Raw genomic sequence first — 26,345 nt, 5'->3', positions numbered from 1 at the left:
GGTTCTTTCGGGCACGGGCGGGGCATCCGCCGAATCTCGTCCTTCGGCCATGAGACAGAGGACGCGAAAAATCAAGGCGCTGTACCCAGCGTCACAGCGGTTCTATGTCGCCCTGTGCTCGCATTGCCTCGAAGCCGGCGACGAAGCCCGCCAGTTCGCCCGCCGCAATGGCCCCGCGCAGGCCCGCCATCAGCTCCTGGAAGTAATGCAGGTTGTGCCAGGTCAGCAGCATGCCCGAGATCATCTCGCCCGAGCGGAAGACATGGTGCAGATAGGCGCGGGAATAGCCGGTACAGGCCGGGCAGCTGCAATGTTCGTCCAGCGGCCGCGGATCGTCGGCATGGCGCGCGTTCTTGATGTTGACCTGTCCGCGCCGGGTCCAGGCCTGCCCCGTGCGCCCGGAACGCGAGGGCAGCACGCAATCCATCATGTCGACGCCGCGCAGCACGGCGCCGACGATGTCGTCGGGCTTGCCCACGCCCATCAGGTAGCGCGGCTTGTCTTCGGGCAGGAAACCGGGCGCATAGTCGAGCACGCCGAACATCGCCTCTTGCCCCTCGCCGACCGCCAGCCCGCCGATGGCGTAGCCGTCGAAGCCGATGGATTTCAGCGCCTCGGCGCTTTCCTGGCGCAGCTCGCGGGTGACGCCGCCCTGCATGATGCCGAACAGCGCGTGCCCCGGCCGGTCGCCGAAGGCGTCGCGCGACCGCTGGGCCCAGCGCATCGACATGCGCATGGACTTGGCCACCGCCTCGTCGGTCGCGGGCAGGGCCGGACATTCGTCGAAGGCCATGACGATGTCGCTGCCCAGCAGGCGCTGGATTTCCATGCTGGTTTCGGGCGAAAGGTGATGGCGCGACCCGTCCACATGGCTGGAAAAGGTCACGCCCTCTTCGGTCAGCTTGCGCAGGCTGGACAGCGACATGACCTGGAACCCGCCCGAATCGGTCAGGATCGGCCGATCCCAGTTCATGAAGCGGTGCAGGCCGCCCAGGCGCGCGATGCGTTCGGCCCCGGGGCGCAGCATCAGGTGATAGGTGTTGCCCAAAAGGATGTCGGCCCCGGTGGCGCGCACCGATTCCGGCAGCATGGCCTTGACCGTGGCGGCGGTGCCCACGGGCATGAAGGCGGGGGTGCGGATCTCGCCCCGAGGGGTCTGGATCACGCCGGTGCGGGCGCGGCCGTCGGTGGCCTGGACGTGGAACTGGAATCTCTCGCTCATGCCGCCGCACATAGGCGGTTCCGCAGCGGGATGCAAAGCCGGCCTATGCCCCGGCGGCGCGCAACAGTCTTGCCCGTCCGGGGGGAATGGCGCTGATCTCGAGCCCGGTGAAGACATGCAGCGTATCCATCTGGCTGTCGACCACCGCATGGTCGCTGACCCAGCCGCCCATCGCCAGATAGGACCGCAACAGGGGCGGCATCTCGGCCATGGCGGCGCGGGGATCGGGCTTGCGCAGTTTCAGCGCGCGGGCAAAGCGGAACACCTTGGGCGCCTTGACGCGCGGCAGCCAGCGCTTGGGCGCCAGGTGGCGTTCGCGCAGCATGGCGAAGGCGTCCTCGTAGCCATGGGTGTCGGTGCCCATGAAGCTGGAGCAGCCGAACAGCATCTCGACCCCCTGCCGGTCCACATGCTGCGCCAGCGCCCCCCAGGCCAGCCGCAGGATGTCGGGGTCGTGCCATTCGGGATGGATGCAGAAGCGCCCGATCTCGACCATGCGACCAGTGAAATCGTGCAGCCGCGACAGGTTGTAGTAGCGCGCCGAATAGCTGTCGCCGATCTCGGCCCCGCCGGACAGGGTCAGCATGCGAAAGCAGGCGACCAGCCGCCCCGAGGCCATGTCGCGAATCAGCACATGCGTGCAGCGGCCGTCGTAATCGTCGGCGTCGCGCGCGTCGGGCGGCCCGTCCCGGCCCCGACCCACGAAACACAGCCACCGCAGGCGCTGCGCCTCGGCGATCTCGTCGGCCGAGGTGGCGGTTGCGGCTTCGTAGCGACCCTTGCGCAATGCCATCATGGCACCCCTGCCCATTCCTCGGGAAGACGGCGGCGCAGGGGCTGCCGTCTTGTTCCAGTCCTCCCTGCACCTATCTTGTAACAGCAGCGCAACGGGAATGAAGGCCAAAGATGACCGATCGAGTGACGAAATCCGATGCCGAGTGGCGGGCCGAGCTGGACCCCGAGACCTATCGCGTGACCCGCCAGGCCGGGACCGAGCGGCCGTTTTCCCATCCGGGCTTTCCGGCGGTGCCTGGACATTACGAATGCGTCTGTTGCGGCGCGCGCCTGTTCGACGGCGATGCCAAGTTCGAAAGCCATTGCGGTTGGCCCAGCTTTTCCAAGCCCGGCGGCGCCATCGACGAACACCGCGACACCAGCCACGGCATGATCCGCACCGAGGTGCGCTGCCACCGCTGCGACGCCCACCTGGGCCATGTCTTCCCCGACGGCCCGCCGCCGACCGGGCTGCGCTACTGCATCAACGGCGTGGCGCTGCGCTTCGTGCCAGACTGATCGGCGCGGCGTGCCGGCTCAGTCGGCCAGGATATCGGCGGCGTCGACCCGGCCCACGTTGCCCATAAGCTGGCGCGCCAGGCCCAGGCTGGCGACGCCGGTGTCCGTCACGCGGCGCGACAGAACGACGACGCGGCCCCGCTCAAGCCCGAACCGCTCGACATTGGTCACGGTGCCCGAGGGATCGAAGCTGATCGCCACGACCTGCCTGTCGATCTCGCGCGGTTCGCGGAGGCCATAGAACTGCCAGCGCGAGCCGACGTAATACCAGGCCGATCCGGTCAGCAGACCCTGCGCCGAAGGACGCCCGATCAGCCCCTCCAGATCCGCCTGCTTGGTCTGGCCCACGACCACCTGGGCCAGCTGGTCGTCGGGCGGAACATAGCCATGGTTGCGATAGGTGGCCTGGCAGCCGGCCAGGGCCGCGGGCAGAACCAGCGTGAAAGCCATGATCTGACGGCGGGAAATCTTCATCGTGCACCTGTCCCCTGCGCGGCTGTTGACGTCGCGGGACCGACTTAGCAAACTCGTGCCCCGCGCTCAAGAATGTCCCAATAGCGGGGAAAATCCCCGGAAAGGCAAGCCGCCATGACCACGCCCCATCCCCAGCCGCGCGCGCAGTCCCGTTACCGGGTCGCGCAGCTCAACCCCCGCCAGCCCACGGCCTTCGCGCTGGCGCCCGACGCGCAGGCCCGCGCGGCCATCGCGGACGAACTGGGGCTGTCGGCCCTGTCCGCGCTGCGGTTTGCCGGCGAAATCCGCCCCGCGCCCAGCGACGCATGGGAGGTGACGGCCCAGCTTTCGGCCAAGGTGGTCCAGCCCTGCGTGGTCAGCCTGGCCCCGGTTTCGACCGCGCTGATCGAAGAGGTCCACCGCGTCTTCTCGCCCCACGCCGCAGCCCCGCAGGGCGACGAGGTCGAGATGGGCGATGACGAGCTGGAGCCCTTGGGCGCCTTCATCGACATCGAGGCGATGATGGTCGAGGCCCTGACCCTGGCCCTGCCGCTTTATCCCAGGGCCGAGGGCGCCAGCCTCGACCCCACCCCCGCCACCCCCGAGGAAGAGACCCGCAAGCCCTTCGCCGACCTGGCCGAGCTGATGAAAAAGCGCGACGGCTAGCGCTGGCTTTCGGCCCAGGCCGGGCTCAGTTCCGGGCCCAGGTTCAGCGCCGGCAGCAGGCCTTGCCCCAGCACATGATCGGCCGCCTTCTCGCCCGTCATGATCGAGGGGGCGTTCAGGTTGCCGTTGGTGATGCGCGGAAAGATCGAGCTGTCGGCAATGCGCAGCCCCTCGACTCCGATCACCCGCAGGTCCGGGTCCACCACGGCCATCGGGTCGTCGGCCCGCCCGATCCGGCAGGTGCCGCAGGGATGGAACGCCGATTCGGCATGCTCGCGGATGAAGGCGTCGATCTGGTCGTCGCTTTGCACCGCGTCGCCCGGCTGGATCTCGTGGCCCTTGTAGTCGGCGAAGGCGGGCTGCTGAAAGATCTCGCGCGTCAGCCGCACGCAGGCGCGGAACTCGGTCCAGTCGTCGGGATGGGACATGTAGTTGAAGCGGATCTCGGGCGCCTCGCGCGGGTCGGTCGACCGCAGCCGCACCGTCCCGCGCGACTTCGACCGCATCGGCCCGACATGGACCTGGAAGCCATGCCCCTCGGCCGCGGCCTTGCCGTCGTAGCGCACCGCCAGCGGCAGGAAATGATACTGGATGTCGGGATATTCCACCCCCGCGCGCGACCGGATGAAGCCGCAGCTTTCGAACTGGTTCGAGGCGCCAAGCCCCGTCCCCGTCGCCATCCACTGCGCTCCGATCGACCCCTTGCCCCACAGGTTCCAGTGCTTGTACAGCGTGATCGGCTTGGTCGCCGTATACTGCATGTAGATTTCCAGGTGGTCCTGCAGGTTCGCGCCGACACCTTGCCGGTCCGCCCGGACCTCGATGCCATGCGCGCGCAGGTGGTCCGCCGGCCCGATCCCCGACAGCATCAGAAGCTTCGGCGTGTTGATCGAACTGGCCGACAGGATCACCTCGTGCTTCGCGCGGAACACGTTGACGCCGCGCGTGTTCCTGACCTCGACGCCGACCGCGCGCCCGTCCTCGAACACCACCCGCTGCGCCAGGCCGCGCCGCAGCCGCAGCAGGCCGGTTTCCTGCGCCGGGCGCAGATAGGCATTGGCGGCCGACCAGCGGCGGCCCTCCCAGATCGTCGCCTCCATGGCGCCGAAGCCCTCCTGCCGGGCCCCGTTGTAATCCTCGGTCGTGGGATAGCCCGCCTCGCGCCCGGCGCGGATGAAGGCGTTGAACAGCGGGTTCTTGCGCGACCCCCGGGTGACGTGCAGCGGCCCTTCGGTGCCGCGGTAATCGCTGACCGCGCCATGCGAGGTCTCCATGCGCTTGAAATAGGGCAGCACATCGGCATAGCCCCAGCCGTCCGCGCCGCTTTCCGCCCAGAAATCGAAGTCCCGGGCATGGCCGCGCACGAAGACCATGCCGTTGATCGAGGACGACCCGCCCAGCACCTTGCCGCGCGGCGTCACCAGCCGCCGCCCGCCCAGATGCGCCTCGGGTTCCGAGGAAAACCCCCAGTCATAGCGGCGCATGTTCATCGGATAGCTCAGCGCCGCCGGCATCTGGATGAAGGGCCCCACGTCCGAGCCGCCGTATTCGATGATATCGACGCGCTTGCCGGCCATCACCAGCCGGTAAGCCAGCGCGCAACCGGCCGAACCGGCACCCACGATCACATAATCCGGCGTCATGCCCATCCTCCGCCCGGCTTCCTTGTTGTCCAAATACCCACGCCGGCGATGCCGCTCGCGCGGCGCCGCTCAATAGGGCGCATCGACGCCACCCATGCCGACATAGACCGATTTCAGCTGCGAATAATGCTCGATGGCGGCGGCCGAGTTCTCGCGCCCGATGCCCGACAGCTTGACCCCGCCGAAGGGCGCCTCGACCGGGGTCAGGTTATAGGCGTTGATCCAGGTCGTCCCGGCCTGCAGCGCCGCCGCCACGCGATGCCCGCGCGCCAGATCCCGGGTGAACACCCCGGCCGCCAGCCCGTAGGGCGAGGCATTGGCGCGCCCGACCGCCTCGGCCTCGTCGGCAAACGCCAGGACCGACATCACGGGGCCAAAGATCTCCTCGCGCACGATCTCCATGGCGTCGGTCGCGTCGGCAAAGACCGTGGGCGGCACGAAGGGTCCCTCGCCCGGGCCGCCGCAGACCAGCCGCGCGCCCTCGGCCTCGCCCCGGGCGATGGCGGCGCGGATCTTTTCGGCCTGGGCCGGGCTGACGATGGGGCCGTGCTGGGTCGCCTCGTCCAGCGGATCGCCGATCTTCACCGCCTCCAGCCGGGCCGACAGCCGCTCGAGGAAGGCGGGCAGGATGCCCTGCTGCACAAAGACCCGCGTGCCGTTCGAGCAGACCTGGCCCGAGGAATAGAAATTCGCCAGGATCGCCGCGCCCACCGCGTCCTCGAGGCTGGCGTCGTCAAAGACGATCAGCGGCGACTTGCCGCCCAGTTCCATGGTGACATGGCGCATCCCCTCGGCCGCCGCGGCATAGACCCTTTGCCCGGTCGCGACCGAGCCGGTCAGCGACACCTTGGCGACGCGCGGGTCCGTCACCAGCGCCGCGCCGACCGTGCCGCGCCCCTGCACGACGTTGAAGATGCCCGGCGGCAGCCCAGCCTCGGTCAGGATCTCGGCCAGCTTCAGCGCGCCCAGCGGCGTTTCCTCGCTGGGCTTGAAGACCATGGCATTGCCCATGGCCAGAGCCGGCGCCGCCTTCCAGCAGGCGATCTGGCTTGGATAGTTCCAGGCGCCGATGCCGGCGCAGACCCCCAGCGCCTCGCGGATGGTATAGACGAAATCGCCGCCCAGCGGGATCGTCTGCCCGGTCACGGTGGGCGCGAGCCCGCCGAAGAACTCCAGCGCATCGGCGCCCGAGGGCCAGTCGGCAACCCGGGTTTCCTGGATCGGCTTGCCGGTGTCCATGGTTTCCAGCACCGCCAGTTCCTCGGCCCGCTCGCGGATGATCGCGGCCGCGCGGATCAGCACCCGGCCGCGCTCGACCGGGCGCAGGGCAGCCCAGGCGGGCTGGGCGGCGGCGGCGGCGGCGGTCGCCTCGGCCACCTGGTCGGGGCTCGCCTCGTGCAGGGTGGCGATCACCTCGCCGGTAAAGGGGTAATGGACCGGCAGCGCCGGGCCTTGGCCCTCGACAAGGGCACCGTTCAGGTAAAGGCTGGCGGCAGGCTGGGCCTGGGGCCGGGCGATCAGGCTCATGGCAGGACTTTCCCAAGATAATCAAGAATCAGGGTTTCGGCCGCGTGGGCGCCGATGTCATCGGACAGGGCGGCGCGCAGGTAGACCCCGTCGATCAGCGCGCCCAGGGTCCGGGCGATGCCGGCGGCCTCGGCACCGACCAGCGGGCGAAGCGCCACCATCAGGTTCGACCGCAGCCGGCGGTGATAGACGCGCAGCAGGCGCCCCGCCTCGGGCTCGACCAGGGCCAGGGCATAGAAGTTCAGCCAGGCCGCGATGGTCTCGCGGGCAAAGTTCTCGGCCCCGAAGCTGGCGCGGACGACGGCGAACAGCCGGTCGCGCGGCGCCTCCGCCCCCTTCAGCGCGACCGAGGCGGTGTCGCGATACTGCGTCAGGATATGGCGCATCGCGGCCAGAAAGATCCGCTCTTTCGAGCCGAAGTAGTGATGCGCCAGCGCCGTGGACATGCCCGCCTCGCGCGCGATCTGCGCCACGGTCACGTCAAGCGAGCCCTTGCGGCCCACGGTCGCGATCGTTGCGTTGATTAAGGCCGCCTTTCGGATAGGCTCTGCGCCAAGCTTGGGCATATAAGGACACCGTTCCGTATGAACCGCTGCGGGAAAACCGAAGCTGACCATCTTTTGATTGACTCGTCAATCAACGAAAGCCTTAATTGGCACAACCGACAACAAACCTGGGAGAACAATATGACATCTTGCCGCACCGCCGCCCTTGTTGCCGCAGGTCTTGCCATCGGGTTGAGCAGCGCGGCCGCCCAGGCCGCCGAGCCCGCCGCCTGCCGCGATGTCGTGTTCTCGGACGTGGGCTGGACGGACATCACCTCGACCACGGCGCTGGCCTCGACGGTGCTGCAGGCCCTGGGCTACAACACCGAGACCAAGATCCTGTCGCTGCCGGTGACCTACACCGCCATGGCCAAGAACGACGTGGACGTGTTTCTGGGCAACTGGATGCCCAGTCAGGAAAACGACCTGAAACCCTATCGCGATTCCGGCACGGTCGAGGTGCTGCGCACCAACCTGACCGGCGCGAAATACACGCTGGCCACCAATGAGGCCGGCGCCAAGCTGGGCATCGACGACTTCGGCAAGATCGCCGCGCACAAGGCCGATCTGGACGGCAAGATCTATGGCATCGAGCCCGGCAACGACGGCAACCGCCTGCTGCTGGAGATGGTCGCCGACAACAAGTTCGACCTTGGCACCTTCGAGATCGTGGAAAGCAGCGAACAGGGCATGCTGGCCCAGGTCGCGCGTGCCGATGGCGCGGGCAAGCCGGTGGTGTTCCTGGGCTGGGAGCCGCATCCGATGAACACCCAGTTCAAGATGACCTATCTGGCGGGCGGCGACGACGTGTTCGGCCCCGATTTCGGCGGCGCGCGGGTTGATACCAATATCCGTGCGGGTTATGCGCAGGAATGCCCCAATGTCGGCAAGTTCCTGTCGAACCTCGAGTTCACCCTGCCGATGGAAAACGAGGTCATGGGCAAGATCCTGAACGACGGGATGGACGGCCCCTCGGCCGCCAGGGAATGGCTGCAGGCCAATCCCGACGCCGCCAAGCCCTGGCTGGCGGGGGTGACGACCTTCGACGGCGGCGACGCGATCGCGGCCCTGGACAAGGCCCTGGCCGATTGAGCCGCGCGTGCCTGTCCCGGCCAGCCCGCCGCGGATGGTCCGGCGCCGGATCGGGGGGCTCTGCCCCCCACACCGCGTCCGTCCCTTGGCGGGGCGGACGCGGTGCCCCCCGGGATATTTGACCACGAAAGAACGACGACTTCGGCCAACATGAGCAAACCGGGCCCGGGCCGCCCGTCAGAACGGTAGCAAAGGACGCATGGACCAGATCACCGCGATACTGACCGATACCAAGATCCCCGTGGGCAAGACGGCCAAGGCGATCTTCGACTGGCTGAACGCCCATGCCGCGTTCGTCTTCAACGCCATTTCCAAGGGGCTCGACTGGCTGATCGGGATGATCCTGACGGTGCTTGAGTTCCCGCACCCGCTGGTCTTCACCCTGCTGATGGTCGCCCTGACCTGGGCCCTGCAGCGCAGCTGGAAGACCTGCCTGCTGATCCTGCTGGGGTTCCTGTTCGTCCTGAACCAGGGCTATTGGGACGAGATGATGCAGTCCCTGACCTTGGTCCTGTCGGCCTGCGTGGTCTGCATGGCGATCGGTGTGCCCCTGGGCATCGCCGCCGCCCACAGGCCCCGGCTTTACGCCTGGATGCGGCCGGTGCTGGACCTGATGCAGACATTGCCGACCTTTGTCTATCTGATCCCGGCCATCGTGTTCTTCGGCATCGGCATGGTGCCCGGGCTGATCGCCACCGTGATCTTCGTGCTGCCCGCGCCGATCCGGCTGACGCATCTGGGCATCAGCTCGACCCCGCAATCGCTGGTCGAGGCCGCCATCGCCTTTGGCGCCACCCCGCGCCAGCTGCTGTGGAAGGTGGAACTGCCCAGCGCCACGCCGCAGATCATGGCGGGGCTGAACCAGACCATCATGCTGTCCCTGTCCATGGTCGTCATCGCGGCGCTGGTCGGCGCCTCGGGCCTGGGGGTGCCGGTGGTCCGCGCGCTGAACAGCGTCAACACCGCCCTGGGATTCGAAAGCGGCTTCATCATCGTGATCGTCGCCATCATGCTGGACCGGATGCTGCGCGTGGGGAAACATCATGACTGAACGCAATGCCGTCGAGTTCGACAACGTCAACATCGTCTTCGGCGACGACCCCAAGGCCGCCCTGCCGCTGATGGACCAGGGCCTGGCGCGCGGCCCGATCAAGGCCGAAACCGGCCAGGTGCTGGGCGTGCACAACTGCTCGCTGACCGTCAGGGAGGGCGAGATCCTGGTCCTGATGGGCCTTTCCGGGTCGGGCAAGTCCACGCTGCTGCGCGCGGTGAACGGGCTCAATGCCGTCTGCCGGGGCGAGGTGCGGATCTGGGACGGGGACCGCATGGCCTCGGTCAGCAAGGCGCGCGGCGCCGAACTGCGCCGGCTGCGCCGCGAGCGGGTCGCGATGGTGTTCCAGCAATTCGGCCTGCTGCCCTGGCGCACGGTGCGCGAGAACGTGGGGCTTGGGCTGGAACTGGCCGGCGTCCCCGCGGCCGAGCGCGCCAAGCGCGTGGATGGCCAGCTGGCCACCGTCGGCCTGACCGAATGGGCCGAGCGCAAGGTGGGCGACCTGTCGGGCGGCATGCAGCAGCGCGTGGGCCTGGCCCGCGCCTTTGCGACCGAGGCGCCGATCCTGCTGATGGACGAGCCCTTCAGCGCGCTCGACCCGCTGATCCGCACGCGGCTGCAGGACGAATTGCTGGAATTGCAGCAGCGCTTCCAGCGCACCATCGTCTTTGTCAGCCACGACCTGGACGAGGCCTTTCGCATCGGCAACCGCATCGCCCTGATGGAGGGCGGCCGCATCGTCCAGGTCGGCACCGCGCGCGAGATCATCGCCAATCCGGTCGATGCCTATGTCGAGGATTTCGTGGCCCACATGAACCCCCTGGGCGTGCTGACCGCCGAGGACATGGCCGAGCCCGGCGACGTCCCGGCCGAGGCGGCGGGCGCGCCCATCGACCGCGACACGCCGATCCGCGAGGTGATGCGCATGATGACCGAAACCGGAGCCGAGGTGCTGCCTCTGACCGGCGGCGGGCGGGTGACGCGCCAGGGGATCATGCTGCGGCTGGTCGCGCCCGGCGCCCGCAAGGGCGGCGCGGTCGAGGATTAGGCCCCGCCCCGGCCCTCGCACGGCAGCGCCGCTGCGGCGGGGGACGGGCGGCGCAGATGCGCCTCGCGCCAGGTGATATAGCTGATCGCCCCGATCATGACCGCGCCGCCGACCAGGACCCACAGGTCGACCGGCTCGGCAAAGACCAGGGCGCCCAGAAGGCTGGCCCAGATGAGTTGCAGGAACACCACCGGCTGCGTGACGGTCAGGGGCGCGGCGGTAAAGGCCCGCGTCATGGCGTAATGCCCGGCGGTTGCGCACAGGGCCGTGCAGGCCAGCACCGCCAGTTGCACCGCCGTGGGCGCCACCCAGTCCAGCGCGGCGACGGGGGCAAGCCCCAGGCAGACCGTCAGCGACATCATCGCCACCACGACCGAAGGGGCCACCCGCTCGGACAGGCGCTTGGCCACCAGATAGGACGCCCCGAAGCAGACCGAGGCGCTCAGCTGCGCCAGATGCCCGGGCTCGAGCACCCGCAATCCGGGACGCAGCACGATCATCGCCCCCGCCAGCGCCACCCCGATGGCAGCCGCCCGCCGCCACGAGATGCGTTCGCCCATCAGCAGCGTGGCGCCGATGGTCACGACGATGGGGTTCAGAAAGCCGATGGCCGTGACCTCGGCCACGGTGATGCGGGCCATGGCATAGAACCACAGGATCACGGCCAGGCAATGCAGCGCCCCGCGCCAGACGAACAGCTGCCAGACCTGGGCCGGAAATCCTCGCCGCAGCGCCGGCAGCAGCAGCGGGATCATGAACAGCAACCCGAAGGCAAAGCGGATGAAGGCGCTTTCGGCGGCGGGCAGCGCCAGCCCCAGCCAGCGCACGGTTCCGTTGACGCCCACAAAACACAGCCCCGCGGTCAGCATCCAGGCGATGCCGACAAGATCGGCGCGGGTATGGGACGACAGGCTCATGCGCCAGACTTGCCCCGGCCGGTGCGCGGGCGCAAGGTCAGCCCCGCAGCACAAGCCCCAGGGCGATGGTCCACATGACCAGCCCCACGCACAGGTCAAGGACCCGCCAGGCGCCGGGCCGGGCAAAGACCGGCGACAGCCAGCGCGCGCCATAGCCCAGGGCGGCAAAGAACAGGACCGATCCGGTCACCGCACCCAAGGCAAAGGCGCCCCTGTCCCCGAACCCCGCCGACACCCCGCCCAGCAGCACCACCGTGTCCAGCCAGACATGCGGGTTCAGCCAGGTCAGCGCCGCCAGCACCGCCAGCGTGGCGCCCAGGCTGGTCGCCCCCTCGCCCGCGCGCAGCACCGCCTCGCCCCGCCAGGCCGCGCGCAGCGACCGCGCGCCATAGGCCAGCAGGAACGCCGCCCCGCCCCAGCGCATGGCCTCCAGAAACCAGGGCGCGCGGGCGGCGATGGCCCCTGCCCCCAGGACGCCCGCGACGATGAGGACCGCGTCGGACAGGGCGCAGAACGCCACCGTGGCCAGCACATGGCGCCGCATCAATCCCTGCTTCAGCACGAAGGCGTTCTGCGCTCCGATGGCCACGATCAGCGAAAGCCCGGTCCCAAGACCGGCAAGATAGGCGTGCATGGCATCCCTCCGTTCGGGCACCGGCTTGCCCCGCAGACCATCACAAGGCAAACTCAAAATCATGAAGCAGATTAAGTTTTCCTGATGCTTGACTATCCCGCCCTGGCCGCGCTGGCCCAGATCATCCGGCGCGGCAGCTTCGAGGCGGCGGCCGCCAGCCTCGGCGTCACCCCCTCGGCCATCTCGCAGCGCATCAAGGCGCTCGAGGAGCGCATGGGCGAGGTGCTGGTCCATCGCGGCCCGCCGGCACGCGGCACCGACCGGGCCCTGCGGCTGGTCCAGCACCTGGATCAGGTGCTCATGCTGGAACGGGCGCTGACCGGCGAAACGGGCCCGGTCCACCTGCGGCTGGCCGTCAATGCCGACAGCCTGGCGACCTGGTTCCCTCCGGCGATGACGGCGCTCGATGCGCTCTACGACCTGGTGGTGGACGACCAGGACCACGCGCGCGACTGGCTGCGCCAGGGGCAGGTCGCGGCCGCGCTCAGCTCGGACCCGCAGCCGGTGCCGGGTTGCGACGCCATCGCCCTGGGCAAGATGCGCTACAGGGCCATGGCCGCGCCCGCCTTCGCCGCCCGCCACTTCCCCGACGGCCCTACGGCCGAGGCGCTTGCGGCCGCCCCGGCGGTCATCTTCAACCACAAGGACGCGGCCCAGGCCCGCTGGGCGCAGAGTGTCACCGGCCAGCGCCTGCATCTGACCGGCCACATGGTCCCCTCCTCCGAAGCCTTTGCCCGGGCGGTTGAACTGGGTCTGGGCTGGGGCATGATCCCGCAGGCGATGATCCGTCCGGGCCTCGTCCCGCTCGCCGCCCTGCCGCTGGACATCCCGCTTTACTGGCATGTCCAGCGCGCCCTGAAACCGGCGCTCTCGCCCCTGACCGCGGCCATACGAAAAAGGGCCGCGGCGGAACTGCGGCCCTGACTTTCACTGTTTCCCAAATACCCCCGCCGGAGGCGTCACTCCAGCTGGGCCGCGACGTCCTCGGGAATGTCGAAGTTGCCGGTGACGTTCTGCACGTCGTCGTCTTCCTCCAGCGCGTCCAGCAGCTTCATCAGCTTCGTGGCGGTCTCAAGGTCGATCTCGGTCGGGGCCTGCGGCTTCCAGATCAGCTTGGCGTGCTCGGATTCGCCCAGGGACGCTTCCAGCGCGCTCGACACCTCGGCCAGGTCGGTGTCGGCGGTATAGATCCAGTGCCCGTCCTCGTCGCTTTCCACATCCTCGGCGCCAGCCTCGATGGCAGCCATCATCACCGTGTCGGCGTCGCCGGCGCTGGCGGGATACAGGATCTCGCCCTTGCGGTCGAACATGAAGCTGACGCTGCCGGTCTGCCCCAGGTCGCCGCCGTATTTGGTGAAATAGCTGCGCACGTTCGACGCAGTGCGGTTGCGGTTGTCGGTCATCGCCTCGACGATGATCGCGATGCCGTTCGGGCCGTAGCCCTCATAGCGGATCTCGTCATAGTTCTCGGCGTCGCCGCCCTGCGATTTCTTGATGGCGCGGTCGATCACGTCCTTGGGGACGGAATTCGATTTGGCCTCCTTGACCGCCAGGCGCAGGCGCGGGTTCTTGTCGGGATCGGGGTCGCCCATCTTGGCGGCGACGGTGATCTCTTTGGCCAGCTTCGAAAACAGCTTCGAGCGCAGCTTGTCCTGCTTGCCCTTCCGGTGCTGGATGTTGGCCCATTTGCTATGGCCTGCCATGGTTCTTCCCAATGTTCATATGGAATATCGCAGGCGCTTTTAGGCGCCGAAGGCCGAAATCGCAAGCGTTAGCCCTGATGCCGGCCCAGTTCGGACAGGACGAACAGCCGCAACGCGGTCGCCAGCCCCACCTCGGGCGGGCGCCTGCTGTCGATGGCGGCGATCAGGCTGGCGGCGGTCTGGCCGCGCGCGCGGGCGATGCCGCGCAATTCCTTCCAGAACGCGTCCTCCAGACTGACCGAGGTGCGGTGTCCGCCGATGGTGACCGATCGCTTGACCGGGGGGGTCATCGGCGGCAGGTCAGGCATCGCCGTCCCCGTCCCCGTCGTCGTGCCGGTCCGGGCCAAGCATGTGCTGGTCCAGATGGCGGGCGGCGCGGGCGGCGGCATCGTCCTCGGCCTGGCGCTGCGCCTTGCTGCGGCCGAATTTCGCCGCATTCTGGTCGCCCTGCCTGCGGGCGGCATCGCGGGCGGCGCTCTTGCGCGCCGCCCGCAGGTTGATCACCTTGGGACCGGACCCGATCACATCAATCCTCGGGACCGACCATCTGCTCGGGGCGCACGATGCGGTCGAAGGTCTCGCCATCGACGAAGCCAAGGGCAATCGCCTCCTCGCGCAGGGTGGTGCCGTTCTTGTGCGCGGTCTTGGCGACCTTGGTCGCGTTGTCATAGCCGATGGTCGGCGCCAGCGCGGTCACCAGCATCAGCGATTCCTTCATCAGCTTCTCGATGCGCGGAATGTTGGCCTGCGTGCCCACGACCATGTTGTCGGTGAACGACCCCGCCGCATCGCCCAGCAGCTGCATGGATTGCAGCACGTTATAGGACATCATGGGGTTATAGACGTTCAGCTCGAAATGACCCTGCGAACCGGCAAAGCCGACGGCCGCGTCATTGCCCATGACATGGGCGCAGACCATGGTCAGCGCCTCGGCCTGGGTCGGGTTCACCTTGCCCGGCATGATCGACGAGCCCGGCTCGTTCTCGGGCAGGATCAGTTCGCCCAGACCCGAACGCGGCCCCGAGCCCAGCAGCCGCATGTCGTTCGCGATCTTGAACAGCGAGCCTGCCACCGTCTTCAGCGCGCCCGAGAAGAACACCATCGCGTCATGCGCCGCCAGCGCCTCGAACTTGTTCGGCGCGGTGACGAAGGGCAGCCCGGTGATCTTGGCGATTTCCGCCGCAATGGCCGTGTCCCAGCCCTTCTTGGTGTTCAGCCCGGTGCCGACGGCGGTGCCGCCCTGCGCCAGTTCATAGATGTCGGACAGGGCCAGCTTCACCCGCTCGATGCCCTTCTGGACCTGGTGGGCGTAGCCGCCGAACTCCTGGCCCAGGGTCAGGGGCGTCGCATCCTGGGTATGGGTGCGGCCGATCTTGATGATGTCCTTGAATTCCTCCGACTTCGCGACCAGCGCCTTGTGCAGCTTTTCCAGCCCCGGGATCAGCACGTCGCGGGCCTGCATGGCGATCGCCACATGCATCGCGGTCGGGAAGGTGTCGTTCGAGGACTGCCCCATGTTCACATGGTCGTTCGGATGCACCGGCTTCTTCGAGCCCATCTCGCCGCCCAGGATCTCGATGGCGCGGTTGCTGATAACCTCGTTCGCGTTCATGTTCGACTGCGTGCCGGACCCGGTCTGCCACACGACCAGCGGGAAGTTGTCGTCGAACTTGCCTGCCGCCACTTCCTGCGCGGCCTGCACCATCGCCTGGCCCAGGGTGGCGTCCAGGTTGCCCGTCGCCATGTTCACCTGGGCGGCGGCCTGCTTGATGATGCCCAGCGCGCGGATGATGGGCACGGGCTGCTTTTCCCAGCCGATGGGGAAGTTCTGGATCGAGCGCTGCGTCTGCGCCCCCCAATACTTGTCGGCGGGAACCTCGAGCGGGCCGAAGCTGTCGGTTTCGGTGCGGGTCTTGGTCATGTCATCATCCCTCACGGTTTTGCCGAGGGTTGTAGCCGCCAGCGGCCGGATTCGCAAATGGTATGCGAAAGTATGCCGTTAGCGATCACGGCCCTGGCGAAAGACATAGACCTGCGCCGGCGGCAGATTGGCCCAGATCCGGCGGCTTTTTTCGTGGACCAGGCCAAAGCGGGCGCGCACCGCCCCGGACAGGGGCGGCAGGGCGCCATAGGTGATCTGGACGAAGGGCGCGCCGGGCTTCATCATCGCCAGCGCGGCCCCGACGATGGCCGCCTGCAGTTCGTCCGGCATTGGCAATGTCGGCACGCCCGAGACGACCGCATCCAGGTCGCCCCGCCCGACATTCACCATCTCTTGCGCCGGCAGGTTGTGGACCTGCGCGCCGGGAAAGCGCTGGCGCAGCCGGTCGCAGAAGGCGGCGTTCAGCTCGTAAAGCTCCAGCCGCTCGGGCGCCAGGCCCCGCGCCAGGATGGCCTGGGTGATGGTGCCGGTGCCGGCGCCGATCTCGGCCACCGCCTGCATGTCGGGCGTGACGGGCCGCGCCATCTCGCGCGCGGCCGAACGGCCGGTGGGGGCGACGGCGCGGATTTCCCCGGGCCGGCGCAGAAACTGGCCAAGAAACAACGACAGATCGGACAAGGCGGCCTCCAGCTATGCGAAGACCGCCCTATTGCTTGCCGGTGACAGGGATATGACGGCCTACTTGCGCCACTTGTCCAGACTGACGACCTCGCCCCCGCCCTTGGGGGCATCCTCGGCGCCTTCGCCGCCGTCCGAGGCGTCGTCCTCGTCCTCATCCTCGTCCTCGTCATCTTCGACCTGGGTCTCGAACCGCAGGCCGAATTCGACCGAGGGATCGACGAAGGTGCGCAGCGCATCGAAGGGGATGTACAGCGGCTCGGGCGAATCGCCAAAGTTCAGGGTGATGGCAAAACCCTCGGGCCGGACCTCCAGGCTGTCGAACCAGTGCTGGATGACGATGGTCATCTCCTCGGGATAGCGCTCCCGCAGCCAGTCGGCCATCTCCACGTCCGGGTCGCGGGTATCGAAGGTGATGAAGAAATGATGATCGCCCGGCAGGCCCTCCCGGGCGACGGCATCCAGGACATCCGCGATCAGCCGCTGCATGGCACGGTGCATCATCCCGCCGTAATCAATTCCGCGCGCCATCAGCGTCTCCCCTGCTTTCTTGGGCCAAGCATAGGGTTTTGCGCCCCGATGAAAAGCCCCCTAGCGCCCGCATTCGGGCCCCCCCGCAGGGTTTCACCGTTTTCCAAATACCCATGCAACAGCCCGAGCCAAGGCCGGCGCCGCCTGTCGGAAAGGGGGAAAAGGAAAATGGCGCGGTTGACGGGGCTCGAACCCGCGACCCCCGGCGTGACAGGCCGGTACTCTAACCAACTGAGCTACAACCGCGCTTTTCGTGACGATAACTGGAAATGGTGGCGCGGTTGACGGGGCTCGAACCCGCGACCCCCGGCGTGACAGGCCGGTACTCTAACCAACTGAGCTACAACCGCGCAGACCATTTCCCCGGATCGTCGTCCGGGGTGCGAGGGGGTTTACGCATGCCCGCCGGCCCCGTCAAGGCCGATCTTGCCTAAAAAAGCCAAAGGGGCGCCCGAAAGGACGCCCCCGTCAGCCTTGCCTTCGGACCGGGTCAGCGGCGCACGGTCTTTTCGTCGAAATCGGGCAGCGCCTGCAGTTCCTCCTTGGTGTAGTTCGTGGCAAAGAACGTGTCGTTGCCCACGGTCACCAGGTGGATCGCGTCGACGCCCAGCAGCACCTTTTTCGCACCGATGCCCAGGAAGCCGCCGATATCGGCGACATAGCCCACGACATTGCCCGAATCGTCCAGCACGATGTCGTTGACCTTGGCGATGTCCTGCCATTCTGCGGGACGCTGATCCAGCGCGGGATCGACCCATTCCGTGGACGAAGGCTGGTTCGTCGTCCAGATCCGGCGGCTGGTCAGCCACGAGCCCAACAGCCCCGGCTCGGCCTCCGAGATCGCGGGCGCGTTCACGTCGGGGGGCGTCACCGGCGTCTCGGCGGCCGCATCCACCGCCGCATCGGCGGCGTCCGAGGCGGAGTCCTGCGCATCCTCGGCCGCCGCGGCCGCATCGTCGGCGGCCTCGCTGTCCATGCCGGCGGCGGTGGCCGCGTCATCGGTCGCGGTCGCGGCGGCGTCCGCGGCGCTGTCGGCCGCGGCGGCGGCCTCATCCGCGGCCTGTTCGGCCGCCGCTCCGGCCTGGTCGGCGGCCTTGTCGGCGGCATCCTCGGCCTGTTGCGCCGCGTTCTCGGCGGCGTCGGCCGCGTTCTCGGCGGCGTCGGCCGCGTTCTCGGCCGCCTGCTCGGCAGTCGGGGCCGGCGTGGCGGTCTGGGCATGGGCAGCCGGCGCAACAAGGGCCAGGGCGGTCGCTGCGATCACAAGCGGTTTCATCAAGAGGTCCTCCGATTATCGTCATCCGCGACGGCCAGGCCGCCGCGCTGGGGGGCAAACGCCGTAATTTGTATCATCGTTCCCGACAGTTGGCGCTTTTGCGGCAGACCGGGCGCGGTCAGCGCCGGGGATGGCTGATCCGGCCGCCGCAGACCGGCCCTGGCGCGCCCGTCGTTCCGGGGCCAGAGGTCGGCAGGCCCCGCAAGACCCGCACGGCAAGCCAGCCGAAGGCCTGCGCCTCGAGCATGTCGCCATCAAGGCCGGCCCGCTCGACCGGGGCGACGGCGCAGGGCAGGCGCCGCTCCAGCGCGGCCATCATCGCGCCATTGTGCCGCCCGCCGCCGCAGACCAGCACCAGCGCCGGGACCTGCGGCACCAGCGCCAGCCCCGCCGCGACCGCCGCCGCCGCCGCATGGGTCAATGTCGCCGCCGCATCGGCATCGCCCAGATGCGCCACGTCCAGCACGCCGGCGAAGGCATCGCGGTCCAGCGACTTCGGCAGGGGCCGCGCGAAATGGGGGTGGCGCAGGAAGGCCGCGATCACCGCCTCGTCCGGGATGCCCTGCGCGGCCAGCGCCCCGCCCTGGTCCCGCTCCAGCCCCAGGCGCGCGCGCATCAGATCGTTCAGCGGCGCATTGGCCGGGCCGGTGTCGAAGGCGATGCAGGCGCCCGGCGCCTCGGGCGCGGGGGCGGCGGGATCGGCGACGGTCAGGTTGCCGACCCCGCCCAGGTTCAGAAAGCCCACTGGCCGGGGCGCAAGCAGGCCCTGCGCCACCGCCCATTCCGCGCAAGCCCAATGAAAGAAGGGCGCCAGCGGCGCGCCCTCGCCGCCCTGGCGCAGGTCCTCGGAGCGGAAATCCCAGACCACCGGGCGGCCGAGCCGGCGCGCCAGCGCCGCCCCGTTCCCCGCCTGATGCGTGCCGCGCCCGCCGGGGTCATGCGCCAGGGTCTGGCCATGATAGCCGACCAGTTCCGCCTCGGGGAACCCCGCGGCCAGATCGGCATGGGCCGCGACCGAAAGCGCCGCCGCCTCGGCCACGTCAGGCCCGCCGGGCCACTGGCCCAGCGCGCCGTGCAGCAGCCCCGATTCATTGCCCGAATAGGCGCGAAAGGCGCTGCGGCCAAAGCCTGCGATGCGCAGGCCGTCCGTTTCGATCAGCGCCGCGTCCACCCCGTCCAGCGAGGTTCCCGACATCATCCCCAGGGCCTGGATCATCATGCTTTCCCTTTTTCCGCCCGAACGGTATATCCGCGCCATTCGAAAGGAACAGCCCATGACATACCGTGCCAAATCCGACTTTCTGCATGTGATGATCGAACGCGGCTATCTGGCGGACTGCACCGACCTGCAGGCGCTGGACGAGGCGCTGATCGAAGGTTCGGTGACGGCCTATATCGGGTATGACGCGACGGCAGCCAGCCTGCATGTCGGGCACCTTCTGAACATCATGATGCTGCGCTGGTTCCAAAGGACCGGCAACCGCCCGATCACGCTGATGGGCGGCGGCACGACCAAGGTGGGCGACCCCAGCTTCCGCTCCGAGGAGCGCCCGCTGCTGACCCCGGATGCGATCCAGGCGAACATCGACGGCATGCAGCAGGTCTTTGCCCGCTACCTCGATTACGGCGAGGGGCGCGCGATGATGCTCAACAACGCCGAATGGCTGGACAGCCTGAACTATCTGGATTTCCTGCGCGACATCGGCCGGCATTTCAGCGTCAACCGGATGCTGTCGTTCGAATCGGTCAAGTCGCGGCTGGACCGGGAACAATCGCTGAGCTTCCTCGAATTCAACTACATGATCCTGCAGGCCTATGACTTCCTGGAACTGTACCGGCGCTACGACTGCCGGCTGCAGATGGGTGGCTCGGACCAGTGGGGCAATATCGTCAACGGCATCGACCTGACCCGCCGCGTGCTGGATGGCGAGATCTGGGGCCTGACCTCGCCGCTGCTGACGACCAGCGACGGGCGCAAGATGGGCAAGTCGGCGGGCGGCGCGGTCTGGCTGAACGGCGCGATGCTGTCGCCTTATGAATTCTGGCAGTTCTGGCGCAACACCACCGACGCCGACGTCGGCCGGTTCCTGAAGCTTTACACCGATCTGCCGGTCGCGGAATGCAACCGCCTGGGCGCGCTGTCGGGGTCCGAGATCAACGCCGCCAAGATCATCCTGGCCAACGAGGTGACGACGCTGTTGCACGGCGCCGAGGCCGCCGCCTCGGCCGAGGCCACCGCGCGCGAGGTCTTCGAGCAGGGCGGCGCCGGCGGCGATCTCGAGGTGGTGACGATCGGCGCCGATGCGCTGCCCGTCTCGGTGGTGCAGATGCTGGCCCAGACCGGCATCGCGGCCTCGGGGAAAGAGGCCAAGCGCCTGATCGCCGAGGGTGGCCTGCGCCTGAACAACGAGGCGGTCAGCGACCCGCAGCTTGCGGTCGATGCCGGGCTGATCGGGGACGGGCTGAAGGTCTCGGTCGGGAAGAAGAAGCACCGGATGGTGCGGGTGGGTTAAGGCGGCAAGGCCGGGGGCGACCCCGGCCTTTTCGTCAGAAGCGCCAGGTGGCGCCCAGGATCGGCCCGGCCATGGTCACGTCCAGCCGTGTGCCGCCATCGCGATAATCGACGTTCAGCTGGCGATAGCCGGCCGAGAGGTAAAGCTGGTCGGTGACCTGATAATTCACCGTGGCCAGGAACTGGCTGGTATGCTCGGACCCCGCGCCGAAGCCGCCGACATCGGCATAGAGGATCGCCGACCACTGCGGCGCCAGCGTGACATTGGCCCGCAGCGCGACGATGGGATCGACGAAATCCTTGCCGGGCGAGGCCGAGCGCGCGCCGCCCGCGACCGAGATCCGGCCCTTGACCCGCCAGGCGCGGGCACCGGCCAGCGCATCCAGTGTCATGCGGTCGTTCGAGACCGCCCGCCAGCCGGCCAGCAGCGTCAGCGAGCGCTGCGTGACCTTGCCCTCGGCCGGCAGTCCCGGCGGCAGGGTGCCGGCCTTGGAGCTTGTCGACCAGCTCAGATCGCCCATCAGCACCAGCCGGTCGCGCCGGGCAAAGCCCGACAGGAAGAAGGCGCCGTCGGTATCCTCGAGCACTTCGGACAGCGACTTGTCGAAGGACAGCGTCGGCGCCCCGGCAAAGGGCGTCACGTCGCCGCCCAGGCCGGCGCCCCAGACATAGGGCGTGATCTGGCCCGACCAGTCCTGCGCCATGGCGGGCGCCAGCCCCGTGGAAAGCGCCGCCGCGGCGGCCGCCAGGAATTTGCGCATCCTCATCCCCCCTGCAACTCGTTCTTGAACAGCCGGCCGTTCTTCATGATCAGCCGCAGATTGGCCGTATCGGCCAGCCAGTCGAGGCTCGCCTCGGTGTCGCCGTCGATGACCAGAAGGTCGGCCAGCGCATCCTCGGCGATCACCCCCAGCCGCCCGTCATAGGGCGCGCGCCCGCCCGACAGCGCCAGCAGCGCGCCGGCCGCGCCGGTCGCGCGATGCAGCGCCGCCAGCGGCGACATGAAGCGCGCGAGCTTCGCCAGTTGCCGACCCTGCGATTCGCCGCCGCCATACAGGATGTCGGTGCCGAAGGCCCAGTTGACCTTGTGCTTGTCGGCCCATTCGAAGGCCTGCACCGTGCCCTCGGCCACCGCCTTTTGCGCGGCGACGGCCTTGGGGTCGGTGTAGCTATTGGCATCCTCGTCCTGGAGGAACGGCTGGATCGACCACCAGGTGCCGCGGTCGGCCATCATGCGCACGGTATCCTCGTCGGCCAGCTGGCCATGCTCGATGGACTTCACCCCGGCCTCGATGCAGCGGCGGATGCCGGGCGCGGTATAGACATGGGCGCAGACATAGGTGCCCCAATCGGCGGCCGCATCCACGGCCGCCCGCATCTCGTCCAGGGTGAACTGAAGCGATTCCAGCGGGTCGTATTGCGAGGCGACGCCGCCGCCGGCGCTGATCTTGATCTGGCTCGCGCCCTTCATCAGCTGCTCGCGCGTGCGGCGCAGCACCTCGGGCACGCCGTCGGCCAGCGCGGTCATGCCCTGCCGGGTCGCGTAATCCGCCGGATCCGAGGGCATCATCGGCAGCGCGTTCGAAAAGCGGAAATCGCCATGACCCGAGGTCTGCGACAGGATCGCGCCCGAGGGGAAGATCCGCGGCCCGGTGACGACGCCGCGGTCGATGGCCGCCTGCAGCCCGAAGGCCGGGCCGCCGACGTCGCGGACCGTGGTGAAGCCGCGCATCAGCGTCGCGCCAGCCTGCTGGCCGGCGATCAGGTGGACAAAGCCGATGTCCTGGGTCATCGCGGCGATCTGGCTGATGCCGCACAGCGTCGCATGCCAATGGGTGTCGATCAGGCCGGGGATGACCGTGCGTCCGCCGCAGTCGATGCGCTCGGCGTCCTGCGGCCCCTGCCCGGCCCCCGGCAGCGCGGCGATGCGGCCGGAATCGACCAGGATCTCGACCCCGTCGCGCAGGGACAGGGTCTGGCCGTCGAACAGCCGCAGGTTGGTCAGCAGCAGCGGCCTGGCCGGGGTCTGGGCGCGCAACTCGCGCGGCGCCAGGCCGAAGCCCGCGAACATGCCGACCACCGCGGCCATGCCGCCAATCATCTGCCGGCGCGAGATGTCGGCCTCGATCCGGGCCATGGCGGCCAGTGTCTGGGGGCTGCCGCATTGGCAGAAACGCACCGCGCCGGTGCTTGCGACGGTTTCAAGGCAGGTCAGGCACATACTCGTTTCCCACAGTTAACGGCACCACGCCGCGACCGGCGATGCAGACGCGATCATATCACGCACGCATGTCCCTGATAGCAAGAGATTTCCGCGGAGTCCGCGCTTCCTCACCCCGCCCGCACCGCCGCCGCCATGACCCGGTCCAGCGCCTGCAGGAATCGCGCGCGGTCGGCCTTGGAGAATGCCGCGCCGCTGCCCTGCCGGAACGGGTCGGCCGCGCGCAGGTCCTGCATCAGGTCGCGCGTCGCCAGCCGGCCGCCGATGTTGGCCGGCGTCAGCACCTCGCCATTGGGCTGGATCACCTGCGCGCCGGCCTTGAGGCAGCGGTCAGCCAGGGGAATGTCCGATGTCACCACCACGTCGCCCGGCCCGCAATGCGCGGCGATCCACTGGTCGGCCACGTCCGGGCCCTCGGGGACGATCTGCAGGGACACGAAGGGGTTCGGCGAGGGGCGCAGCCCGCCGTTGCAGACCAGGACCATCGGCAGGCGCAGGCGGGTGGCGACGCGCTCGGCCTCGGCCTTGACCGGGCAGGCGTCGGCGTCGATGTAAAGCGTGGTCATGGGCGGGCTCCGGGTTGGAAAAGCCCCGCGCAAGGGCGGGGCTTTCGGCTGTGGGCAGGGGCCGGGATCACTCCTCGACCGTGACCTTCAGCATGTAGTCGGGATCGACCACCGCGCCATTGGCGGCCGGGTCGCCCTTCTTGATCGCGTTCAGCACATCCCAGCCGTCGACCAGCTGGCCAACGACGGTATACTGCCCGTCCAGGAAATCGGCCGGGGCCAGGTCGATGAAGAACTGGCTGTTGGCGCTGTTCGGGTCCTGCGAGCGCGCCATGCCCACGGTGCCGCGTTGAAAGCTCACGTCGTTGAACTCGGCCGCAAGGTCGGGCAGGTCCGAGCCGCCCATGCCGGCCCGCGCCGTGTCCGCGCCATGCTTGCCATAGGCCACGTCACCGGTCTGGGCCATGAAGCCTTCGAGCACGCGGTGGAACACCACCCCGTCATAGGCGCCCGACTTGGCCAGCCCCGTCAGGCGCTCGACATGCTTGGGGGCCTTCTCGGGGTAAAGGTCCAGGACGATCCTGCCCTTGGGCGCGCCCGAGGCGTCGGCGACCTCGATCACCAGGTTCGGGCCGGGGCCGTCGGTGACGCCAGGCAGCCCTTCGGCCTGGGCCGAGCCGGCGGCCAGGACCAGCGCGGGGATCAGCGCCTTACGCCACATCGGCAGCCACCTTGACCGAGATCATGCGGTCGGGGTTCGCCGGCGGCTCGCCGCGGGCGATCTTGTCCACCGCCTCCATCCCCGAGACGACCCGGCCATAGACCGTGTATTGCCCGTTCAGGAAATGGTTGTCGCTGAAATTGATGAAGAACTGGCTGTTGGCGCTGTTCGGGTTCATCGAGCGCGCGGCGCCGAGCGTTCCCCGGTCATGCGGCAGGCGCGAGAACTCGGCCGGCAGGTCCGGCAGGTCCGACCCGCCCGTGCCCGCGCGGCCGGGATTGTAGCCCTGCTCCATATTGGCGTGCTCCACGTCGCCGGTCTGGGCCATGAAACCCTCGATCACGCGGTGAAAGGCCACGTTGTCGTATTTTCCGGCGCGGGCCAGCTCTTTCATCCGCTCGACATGCTTGGGCGCCACGTCGGGCAAAAGCTCGATGACGACGGGGCCGTCCTTCAGCTCGATGATCACCGTGTTCTCGGGATCCTTGATCTCGGCCATGGGGGTTCTCCTTCTGATGGCTCGGGGGTCAGGCATAAGCGTTTCGTCACGGCCATACAACGCCGCCATTGCGCACGGGTTCGGAACCGGCGCAGGTTGACGGCAATGTCATCTTGCGGGACAACCGCCCACGGCAGCGTGAGGCCCATCAGGAAAGGGAGACCCATGGCGGATTTCAACACGATCGACGACCTCGACCTTGATGGCAAGGTGGTCCTGACCCGCGTGGACGTGAACGTCCCGGTGGAAAACGGACAGGTGACCGACGCCACCCGGATCGAAAAGATCGTGCCGACGGTCAAGGACATCCAGGCGCGGGGCGGCATCCCGGTCCTGCTGGCCCATTTCGACCGGCCCAAGGGCAAGCGTGTCGATGCGATGAGCCTGAAGGTCGTCATCCCCGCGCTGGAAAAGGCCCTGGGCCAGACCGTCAAGTTCGCCGACGAGGCCATCGGCGGTCCCGCCAAGCGCGTCGTGGCCGACCTGCGCCCCGGCGACGTGGCCCTGCTGGAAAACACCCGCTTCTATCCCGGCGAAGAGGCGAACGACCCCACCTTCGCCGCCTCGCTGGCCGCGCTGGGGCAGGCCTATGTCAATGACGCATTCTCGGCCGCGCACCGGGCCCATGCCTCGACCGAAGGGATCGCGCGGCTGCTGCCCTCGGCCGCGGGCCGGCTGATGGAGGCGGAACTCAAGGCGCTGGACGCGGCGCTTGGCAATCCGCAGCGCCCGGTCGTCGCGGTGGTGGGCGGGGCCAAGGTCTCGACCAAGCTGGACCTGCTGGGCAACCTGATCTCCAAGGTGGACCACCTGGTGATCGGCGGCGGCATGGCCAACACCTTCCTGGTGGCCCAGGGCATCGAGGTCGGCACGTCGCTGGCCGAACGCGACATGGCCGACACCGCGCGCGAGATCCTGGACAAGGCCCAGGGTGCAGGCTGCGCGATTCACCTGCCGGTCGACGTGGTGGTGGCGCGCGAGTTCAAGGCCGGAGCCGAGAACGAGACGGTCGCCGCGACCGCCTGCCCGGCCGATGCGATGATCCTGGACGCCGGGCCGCAGACCGTGGCGAAGATCCGCGAGGTCTTCGAGGCCTCGCGCACGCTGATCTGGAACGGCCCGCTGGGCGCCTTTGAGATCGCCCCCTTCGACGCCGCGACCAATGCCGCCGCGCAAGAGGCGGCGCGGCTGACGCGCGAAGGCAAGCTGATTTCGGTGGCCGGCGGCGGCGATACGGTCGCGGCGCTGAACAAGGCCGGCGTGGCGGGCGACTTCACCTTCATCTCGACCGCCGGCGGCGCCTTCCTGGAATGGATGGAGGGCAAGGTACTGCCCGGTGTCGCGGCGCTGGAACGGCGCTGATCCCCTTGGGCAGCCATGAAGGAAGGGGGCCGTCGACGCCCCCTTTTTCATTCGCGCTAGTTGGCCGCCGGCTGGGCCGGTTCGGGCGGTGCGCCCGTGGCCGGCGTTCCGGGCGCGGGCGAGCCTTCGCGCACGTTTTCGGCGCCGCCGGCCGGGGCCTGCGTGGATTCGATGCGGCTGACATCGCCTTCCTCGCGCGGCTCGGCGCCCATCCACCAGAACCAGGCGGCGGCGGCGGCAAGAAGCGCCACGGCGATGCCGATGATCGGGCCGGGATGGCGCCTCGCGGCGCGTTCGGGTTCGGTGTTGTGGGACATGGCATCCTCCTTGTCGCTGTCAACGCGGGCTGTGCGCGCGGGTTCCGGC

At 68.6% G+C, this 26,345-nt stretch carries 30 protein-coding genes and 2 tRNA genes; 8 read left to right on the top strand and 24 right to left on the bottom strand.

What is annotated here, in order from left to right:
- Positions 1–91: 91 nt before the first annotated feature.
- Together tgt and BU28_RS0114855 are read right to left on the bottom strand one after the other, a co-directional pair.
- Positions 92–1,222: a tRNA guanosine(34) transglycosylase Tgt gene (gene tgt / locus BU28_RS0114860; protein ID WP_028720179.1), complete on the bottom strand. Its 1,131-nt coding sequence runs from the start codon at positions 1,220–1,222 to the stop codon at positions 92–94.
- 43 nt (positions 1,223–1,265) lie between these two features.
- Positions 1,266–2,018 (bottom strand): GNAT family N-acetyltransferase, encoded by a 753-nt coding sequence (locus tag BU28_RS0114855; RefSeq protein ID WP_028720178.1) that lies wholly within the window; start codon positions 2,016–2,018, stop codon positions 1,266–1,268.
- Between the two features lie 110 nt (positions 2,019–2,128).
- On the opposite strand from BU28_RS0114855, the gene msrB reads away from it, so the two are divergent.
- Entirely contained in the window at positions 2,129–2,515 is a 387-nt protein-coding gene (gene msrB, locus BU28_RS0114850; RefSeq protein ID WP_028720177.1) for a peptide-methionine (R)-S-oxide reductase MsrB, read from the top strand.
- Between the two features lie 18 nt (positions 2,516–2,533).
- Here msrB and BU28_RS0114845 read toward each other — a convergent pair whose 3' ends face one another.
- Positions 2,534–2,989: an outer membrane protein assembly factor BamE gene (locus tag BU28_RS0114845; protein WP_051578226.1), complete on the bottom strand. Its 456-nt coding sequence runs from the start codon at positions 2,987–2,989 to the stop codon at positions 2,534–2,536.
- 114 nt (positions 2,990–3,103) lie between these two features.
- Between BU28_RS0114845 and BU28_RS0114840 the strand changes: the two genes are divergently transcribed.
- Complete coding sequence (locus BU28_RS0114840) at positions 3,104–3,634, top strand: YceD family protein (RefSeq protein WP_028720175.1); 531 nt, start codon at positions 3,104–3,106, stop codon at positions 3,632–3,634.
- On the opposite strand, the gene betA is transcribed toward BU28_RS0114840, so the two are convergent.
- From betA to betI, 3 genes are all read right to left on the bottom strand, one after another.
- The gene (gene betA, locus BU28_RS0114835; RefSeq protein WP_028720174.1) at positions 3,631–5,277 is read right to left on the bottom strand and encodes a choline dehydrogenase; all 1,647 of its coding nucleotides are present in this window, start codon (positions 5,275–5,277) and stop codon (positions 3,631–3,633) included. The two genes, BU28_RS0114840 and betA, sit on opposite strands and share 4 nt — an antisense overlap.
- A 69-nt stretch (positions 5,278–5,346) precedes the next feature.
- On the bottom strand, positions 5,347–6,804 hold the full coding sequence (gene betB, locus BU28_RS0114830; RefSeq protein ID WP_028720173.1) for a betaine-aldehyde dehydrogenase: 1,458 nt from the start codon (positions 6,802–6,804) through the stop codon (positions 5,347–5,349).
- On the bottom strand, positions 6,801–7,370 hold the full coding sequence (gene betI / locus BU28_RS0114825; protein WP_028720172.1) for a choline-binding transcriptional repressor BetI: 570 nt from the start codon (positions 7,368–7,370) through the stop codon (positions 6,801–6,803). Before betI ends, betB begins: the two co-directional genes overlap by 4 nt.
- Positions 7,371–7,490: 120 nt before the next feature.
- On the opposite strand from betI, the gene BU28_RS0114820 reads away from it, so the two are divergent.
- The 3 genes from BU28_RS0114820 to choV all read left to right on the top strand — a co-directional run bounded on the left by BU28_RS0114820 (position 7,491) and on the right by choV (position 10,540).
- Positions 7,491–8,441, top strand: a complete 951-nt coding sequence (locus BU28_RS0114820; RefSeq protein WP_028720171.1) for a choline ABC transporter substrate-binding protein — start codon at positions 7,491–7,493, stop codon at positions 8,439–8,441.
- Positions 8,442–8,640: 199 nt separating this feature from the next.
- On the top strand, positions 8,641–9,492 hold the full coding sequence (choW, locus tag BU28_RS0114815; protein ID WP_028720170.1) for a choline ABC transporter permease subunit: 852 nt from the start codon (positions 8,641–8,643) through the stop codon (positions 9,490–9,492).
- Positions 9,485–10,540 carry a choline ABC transporter ATP-binding protein gene (gene choV / locus BU28_RS0114810; RefSeq protein WP_028720169.1) on the top strand — a complete coding sequence of 352 codons (1,056 nt, stop codon included), beginning with the start codon at positions 9,485–9,487 and terminating at the stop codon, positions 10,538–10,540. Before choW ends, choV begins: the two co-directional genes overlap by 8 nt.
- On the opposite strand, the gene BU28_RS0114805 is transcribed toward choV, so the two are convergent.
- On the bottom strand, positions 10,537–11,457 hold the full coding sequence (locus BU28_RS0114805; protein ID WP_028720168.1) for a DMT family transporter: 921 nt from the start codon (positions 11,455–11,457) through the stop codon (positions 10,537–10,539). The genes choV and BU28_RS0114805 overlap by 4 nt on opposite strands.
- Positions 11,458–11,494: 37 nt before the next feature.
- A complete protein-coding gene (locus BU28_RS0114800) occupies positions 11,495–12,091 on the bottom strand; it encodes a LysE/ArgO family amino acid transporter (protein ID WP_028720167.1) in 597 nt (198 codons plus the stop codon).
- Between the two features lie 84 nt (positions 12,092–12,175).
- On the opposite strand from BU28_RS0114800, the gene BU28_RS0114795 reads away from it, so the two are divergent.
- Complete coding sequence (locus tag BU28_RS0114795; protein ID WP_028720166.1) at positions 12,176–13,015, top strand: LysR family transcriptional regulator ArgP; 840 nt, start codon at positions 12,176–12,178, stop codon at positions 13,013–13,015.
- A gap of 35 nt (positions 13,016–13,050) precedes the next feature.
- Here the strand turns inward: BU28_RS0114795 and BU28_RS0114790 are convergent, their stop codons facing one another.
- The 10 genes from BU28_RS0114790 to BU28_RS0114745 all read right to left on the bottom strand — a co-directional run bounded on the left by BU28_RS0114790 (position 13,051) and on the right by BU28_RS0114745 (position 19,377).
- Entirely contained in the window at positions 13,051–13,794 is a 744-nt protein-coding gene (locus BU28_RS0114790; RefSeq protein WP_028720165.1) for a YebC/PmpR family DNA-binding transcriptional regulator, read from the bottom strand.
- A gap of 68 nt (positions 13,795–13,862) precedes the next feature.
- On the bottom strand, positions 13,863–14,102 hold the full coding sequence (locus tag BU28_RS0114785; RefSeq protein WP_028720164.1) for a ribbon-helix-helix domain-containing protein: 240 nt from the start codon (positions 14,100–14,102) through the stop codon (positions 13,863–13,865).
- Positions 14,095–14,319, bottom strand: coding sequence for a DUF4169 family protein (locus BU28_RS0114780; RefSeq protein ID WP_028720163.1), 225 nt, complete (start codon positions 14,317–14,319; stop codon positions 14,095–14,097). Before BU28_RS0114780 ends, BU28_RS0114785 begins: the two co-directional genes overlap by 8 nt.
- 1 nt (position 14,320) lies before the next feature.
- Positions 14,321–15,715, bottom strand: coding sequence for a class II fumarate hydratase (gene fumC, locus BU28_RS0114775; RefSeq protein ID WP_028720162.1), 1,395 nt, complete (start codon positions 15,713–15,715; stop codon positions 14,321–14,323).
- Between the two features lie 78 nt (positions 15,716–15,793).
- A complete protein-coding gene (locus BU28_RS0114770; RefSeq protein WP_028720161.1) occupies positions 15,794–16,354 on the bottom strand; it encodes a class I SAM-dependent methyltransferase in 561 nt (186 codons plus the stop codon).
- Positions 16,355–16,414: 60 nt separating this feature from the next.
- A complete protein-coding gene (locus BU28_RS0114765; RefSeq protein ID WP_028720160.1) occupies positions 16,415–16,885 on the bottom strand; it encodes an SspB family protein in 471 nt (156 codons plus the stop codon).
- Positions 16,886–17,054: 169 nt separating this feature from the next.
- Positions 17,055–17,131 (bottom strand) — tRNA-Asp (locus BU28_RS0114760).
- Positions 17,132–17,158: 27 nt separating this feature from the next.
- Positions 17,159–17,235, bottom strand: a tRNA-Asp gene (locus tag BU28_RS0114755).
- Positions 17,236–17,375: 140 nt separating this feature from the next.
- Positions 17,376–18,158: a PRC-barrel domain-containing protein gene (locus tag BU28_RS0114750; protein ID WP_028720159.1), complete on the bottom strand. Its 783-nt coding sequence runs from the start codon at positions 18,156–18,158 to the stop codon at positions 17,376–17,378.
- 118 nt (positions 18,159–18,276) lie between these two features.
- Positions 18,277–19,377 (bottom strand): anhydro-N-acetylmuramic acid kinase, encoded by a 1,101-nt coding sequence (locus tag BU28_RS0114745; protein ID WP_028720158.1) that lies wholly within the window; start codon positions 19,375–19,377, stop codon positions 18,277–18,279.
- Positions 19,378–19,432: 55 nt separating this feature from the next.
- Between BU28_RS0114745 and tyrS the strand changes: the two genes are divergently transcribed.
- Positions 19,433–20,671 (top strand): tyrosine--tRNA ligase, encoded by a 1,239-nt coding sequence (tyrS, locus tag BU28_RS0114740; RefSeq protein ID WP_028720157.1) that lies wholly within the window; start codon positions 19,433–19,435, stop codon positions 20,669–20,671.
- Between the two features lie 34 nt (positions 20,672–20,705).
- Here the strand turns inward: tyrS and BU28_RS0114735 are convergent, their stop codons facing one another.
- The 5 genes from BU28_RS0114735 to BU28_RS0114715 form a co-directional block, all read right to left on the bottom strand.
- Positions 20,706–21,431, bottom strand: coding sequence for a hypothetical protein (locus BU28_RS0114735; protein WP_028720156.1), 726 nt, complete (start codon positions 21,429–21,431; stop codon positions 20,706–20,708).
- 2 nt (positions 21,432–21,433) lie between these two features.
- Complete coding sequence (locus BU28_RS0114730; RefSeq protein WP_028720155.1) at positions 21,434–22,891, bottom strand: metal-dependent hydrolase family protein; 1,458 nt, start codon at positions 22,889–22,891, stop codon at positions 21,434–21,436.
- Positions 22,892–23,001: 110 nt separating this feature from the next.
- Positions 23,002–23,457 (bottom strand): YaiI/YqxD family protein, encoded by a 456-nt coding sequence (locus BU28_RS0114725; protein WP_028720154.1) that lies wholly within the window; start codon positions 23,455–23,457, stop codon positions 23,002–23,004.
- 67 nt (positions 23,458–23,524) lie between these two features.
- Complete coding sequence (locus BU28_RS0114720; protein ID WP_028720153.1) at positions 23,525–24,118, bottom strand: peptidylprolyl isomerase; 594 nt, start codon at positions 24,116–24,118, stop codon at positions 23,525–23,527.
- A complete protein-coding gene (locus BU28_RS0114715; RefSeq protein ID WP_028720152.1) occupies positions 24,108–24,617 on the bottom strand; it encodes a peptidylprolyl isomerase in 510 nt (169 codons plus the stop codon). Before BU28_RS0114715 ends, BU28_RS0114720 begins: the two co-directional genes overlap by 11 nt.
- Before the next feature lie 165 nt (positions 24,618–24,782).
- On the opposite strand from BU28_RS0114715, the gene BU28_RS0114710 reads away from it, so the two are divergent.
- Complete coding sequence (locus tag BU28_RS0114710) at positions 24,783–25,979, top strand: phosphoglycerate kinase (protein WP_028720151.1); 1,197 nt, start codon at positions 24,783–24,785, stop codon at positions 25,977–25,979.
- Positions 25,980–26,035: 56 nt separating this feature from the next.
- On the opposite strand, the gene BU28_RS0114705 is transcribed toward BU28_RS0114710, so the two are convergent.
- Entirely contained in the window at positions 26,036–26,296 is a 261-nt protein-coding gene (locus tag BU28_RS0114705) for a hypothetical protein (protein WP_143809695.1), read from the bottom strand.
- Positions 26,297–26,345 lie beyond the last annotated feature (49 nt).

Origin of the sequence: Paracoccus yeei ATCC BAA-599, assembly GCF_000622145.1 — a bacterium.
GTDB lineage: Bacteria > Pseudomonadota > Alphaproteobacteria > Rhodobacterales > Rhodobacteraceae > Paracoccus > Paracoccus yeei.
The sequence above is the reverse complement of the archived record's forward strand: the minus strand, read 5'-3'. Positions and strand labels throughout refer to the sequence as shown.

What these genes read in the sequence shown, in the direction of transcription:
- BU28_RS0114705 (WP_143809695.1), bottom strand. Translation starts at nt 26,296, where the DNA reads ATGTCCCACAACACCGAACCCGAACGCGCCGCGAGGCGCCATCCCGGC.
- BU28_RS0114725 (WP_028720154.1), bottom strand. Translation starts at nt 23,457, where the DNA reads ATGACCACGCTTTACATCGACGCCGACGCCTGCCCGGTCAAGGCCGAG.
- BU28_RS0114785 (WP_028720164.1), bottom strand. Translation starts at nt 14,102, where the DNA reads ATGCCTGACCTGCCGCCGATGACCCCCCCGGTCAAGCGATCGGTCACC.
- choV (WP_028720169.1), top strand. Translation starts at nt 9,485, where the DNA reads ATGACTGAACGCAATGCCGTCGAGTTCGACAACGTCAACATCGTCTTC.
- BU28_RS0114855 (WP_028720178.1), bottom strand. Translation starts at nt 2,018, where the DNA reads ATGATGGCATTGCGCAAGGGTCGCTACGAAGCCGCAACCGCCACCTCG.
- tyrS (WP_028720157.1), top strand. Translation starts at nt 19,433, where the DNA reads ATGACATACCGTGCCAAATCCGACTTTCTGCATGTGATGATCGAACGC.
- BU28_RS0114720 (WP_028720153.1), bottom strand. Translation starts at nt 24,118, where the DNA reads ATGTGGCGTAAGGCGCTGATCCCCGCGCTGGTCCTGGCCGCCGGCTCG.
- BU28_RS0114765 (WP_028720160.1), bottom strand. Translation starts at nt 16,885, where the DNA reads ATGGCGCGCGGAATTGATTACGGCGGGATGATGCACCGTGCCATGCAG.
- BU28_RS0114795 (WP_028720166.1), top strand. Translation starts at nt 12,176, where the DNA reads ATGCTTGACTATCCCGCCCTGGCCGCGCTGGCCCAGATCATCCGGCGC.
- BU28_RS0114745 (WP_028720158.1), bottom strand. Translation starts at nt 19,377, where the DNA reads ATGATGATCCAGGCCCTGGGGATGATGTCGGGAACCTCGCTGGACGGG.
- fumC (WP_028720162.1), bottom strand. Translation starts at nt 15,715, where the DNA reads ATGACCAAGACCCGCACCGAAACCGACAGCTTCGGCCCGCTCGAGGTT.
- BU28_RS0114820 (WP_028720171.1), top strand. Translation starts at nt 7,491, where the DNA reads ATGACATCTTGCCGCACCGCCGCCCTTGTTGCCGCAGGTCTTGCCATC.
- BU28_RS0114750 (WP_028720159.1), bottom strand. Translation starts at nt 18,158, where the DNA reads ATGAAACCGCTTGTGATCGCAGCGACCGCCCTGGCCCTTGTTGCGCCG.
- BU28_RS0114715 (WP_028720152.1), bottom strand. Translation starts at nt 24,617, where the DNA reads ATGGCCGAGATCAAGGATCCCGAGAACACGGTGATCATCGAGCTGAAG.
- BU28_RS0114790 (WP_028720165.1), bottom strand. Translation starts at nt 13,794, where the DNA reads ATGGCAGGCCATAGCAAATGGGCCAACATCCAGCACCGGAAGGGCAAG.
- choW (WP_028720170.1), top strand. Translation starts at nt 8,641, where the DNA reads ATGGACCAGATCACCGCGATACTGACCGATACCAAGATCCCCGTGGGC.
- BU28_RS0114710 (WP_028720151.1), top strand. Translation starts at nt 24,783, where the DNA reads ATGGCGGATTTCAACACGATCGACGACCTCGACCTTGATGGCAAGGTG.
- BU28_RS0114800 (WP_028720167.1), bottom strand. Translation starts at nt 12,091, where the DNA reads ATGCACGCCTATCTTGCCGGTCTTGGGACCGGGCTTTCGCTGATCGTG.
- betB (WP_028720173.1), bottom strand. Translation starts at nt 6,804, where the DNA reads ATGAGCCTGATCGCCCGGCCCCAGGCCCAGCCTGCCGCCAGCCTTTAC.
- msrB (WP_028720177.1), top strand. Translation starts at nt 2,129, where the DNA reads ATGACCGATCGAGTGACGAAATCCGATGCCGAGTGGCGGGCCGAGCTG.
- BU28_RS0114845 (WP_051578226.1), bottom strand. Translation starts at nt 2,989, where the DNA reads ATGAAGATTTCCCGCCGTCAGATCATGGCTTTCACGCTGGTTCTGCCC.
- BU28_RS0114730 (WP_028720155.1), bottom strand. Translation starts at nt 22,891, where the DNA reads ATGTGCCTGACCTGCCTTGAAACCGTCGCAAGCACCGGCGCGGTGCGT.
- betI (WP_028720172.1), bottom strand. Translation starts at nt 7,370, where the DNA reads ATGCCCAAGCTTGGCGCAGAGCCTATCCGAAAGGCGGCCTTAATCAAC.
- BU28_RS0114840 (WP_028720175.1), top strand. Translation starts at nt 3,104, where the DNA reads ATGACCACGCCCCATCCCCAGCCGCGCGCGCAGTCCCGTTACCGGGTC.
- betA (WP_028720174.1), bottom strand. Translation starts at nt 5,277, where the DNA reads ATGACGCCGGATTATGTGATCGTGGGTGCCGGTTCGGCCGGTTGCGCG.
- tgt (WP_028720179.1), bottom strand. Translation starts at nt 1,222, where the DNA reads ATGAGCGAGAGATTCCAGTTCCACGTCCAGGCCACCGACGGCCGCGCC.
- BU28_RS0114805 (WP_028720168.1), bottom strand. Translation starts at nt 11,457, where the DNA reads ATGAGCCTGTCGTCCCATACCCGCGCCGATCTTGTCGGCATCGCCTGG.
- BU28_RS0114735 (WP_028720156.1), bottom strand. Translation starts at nt 21,431, where the DNA reads ATGCGCAAATTCCTGGCGGCCGCCGCGGCGGCGCTTTCCACGGGGCTG.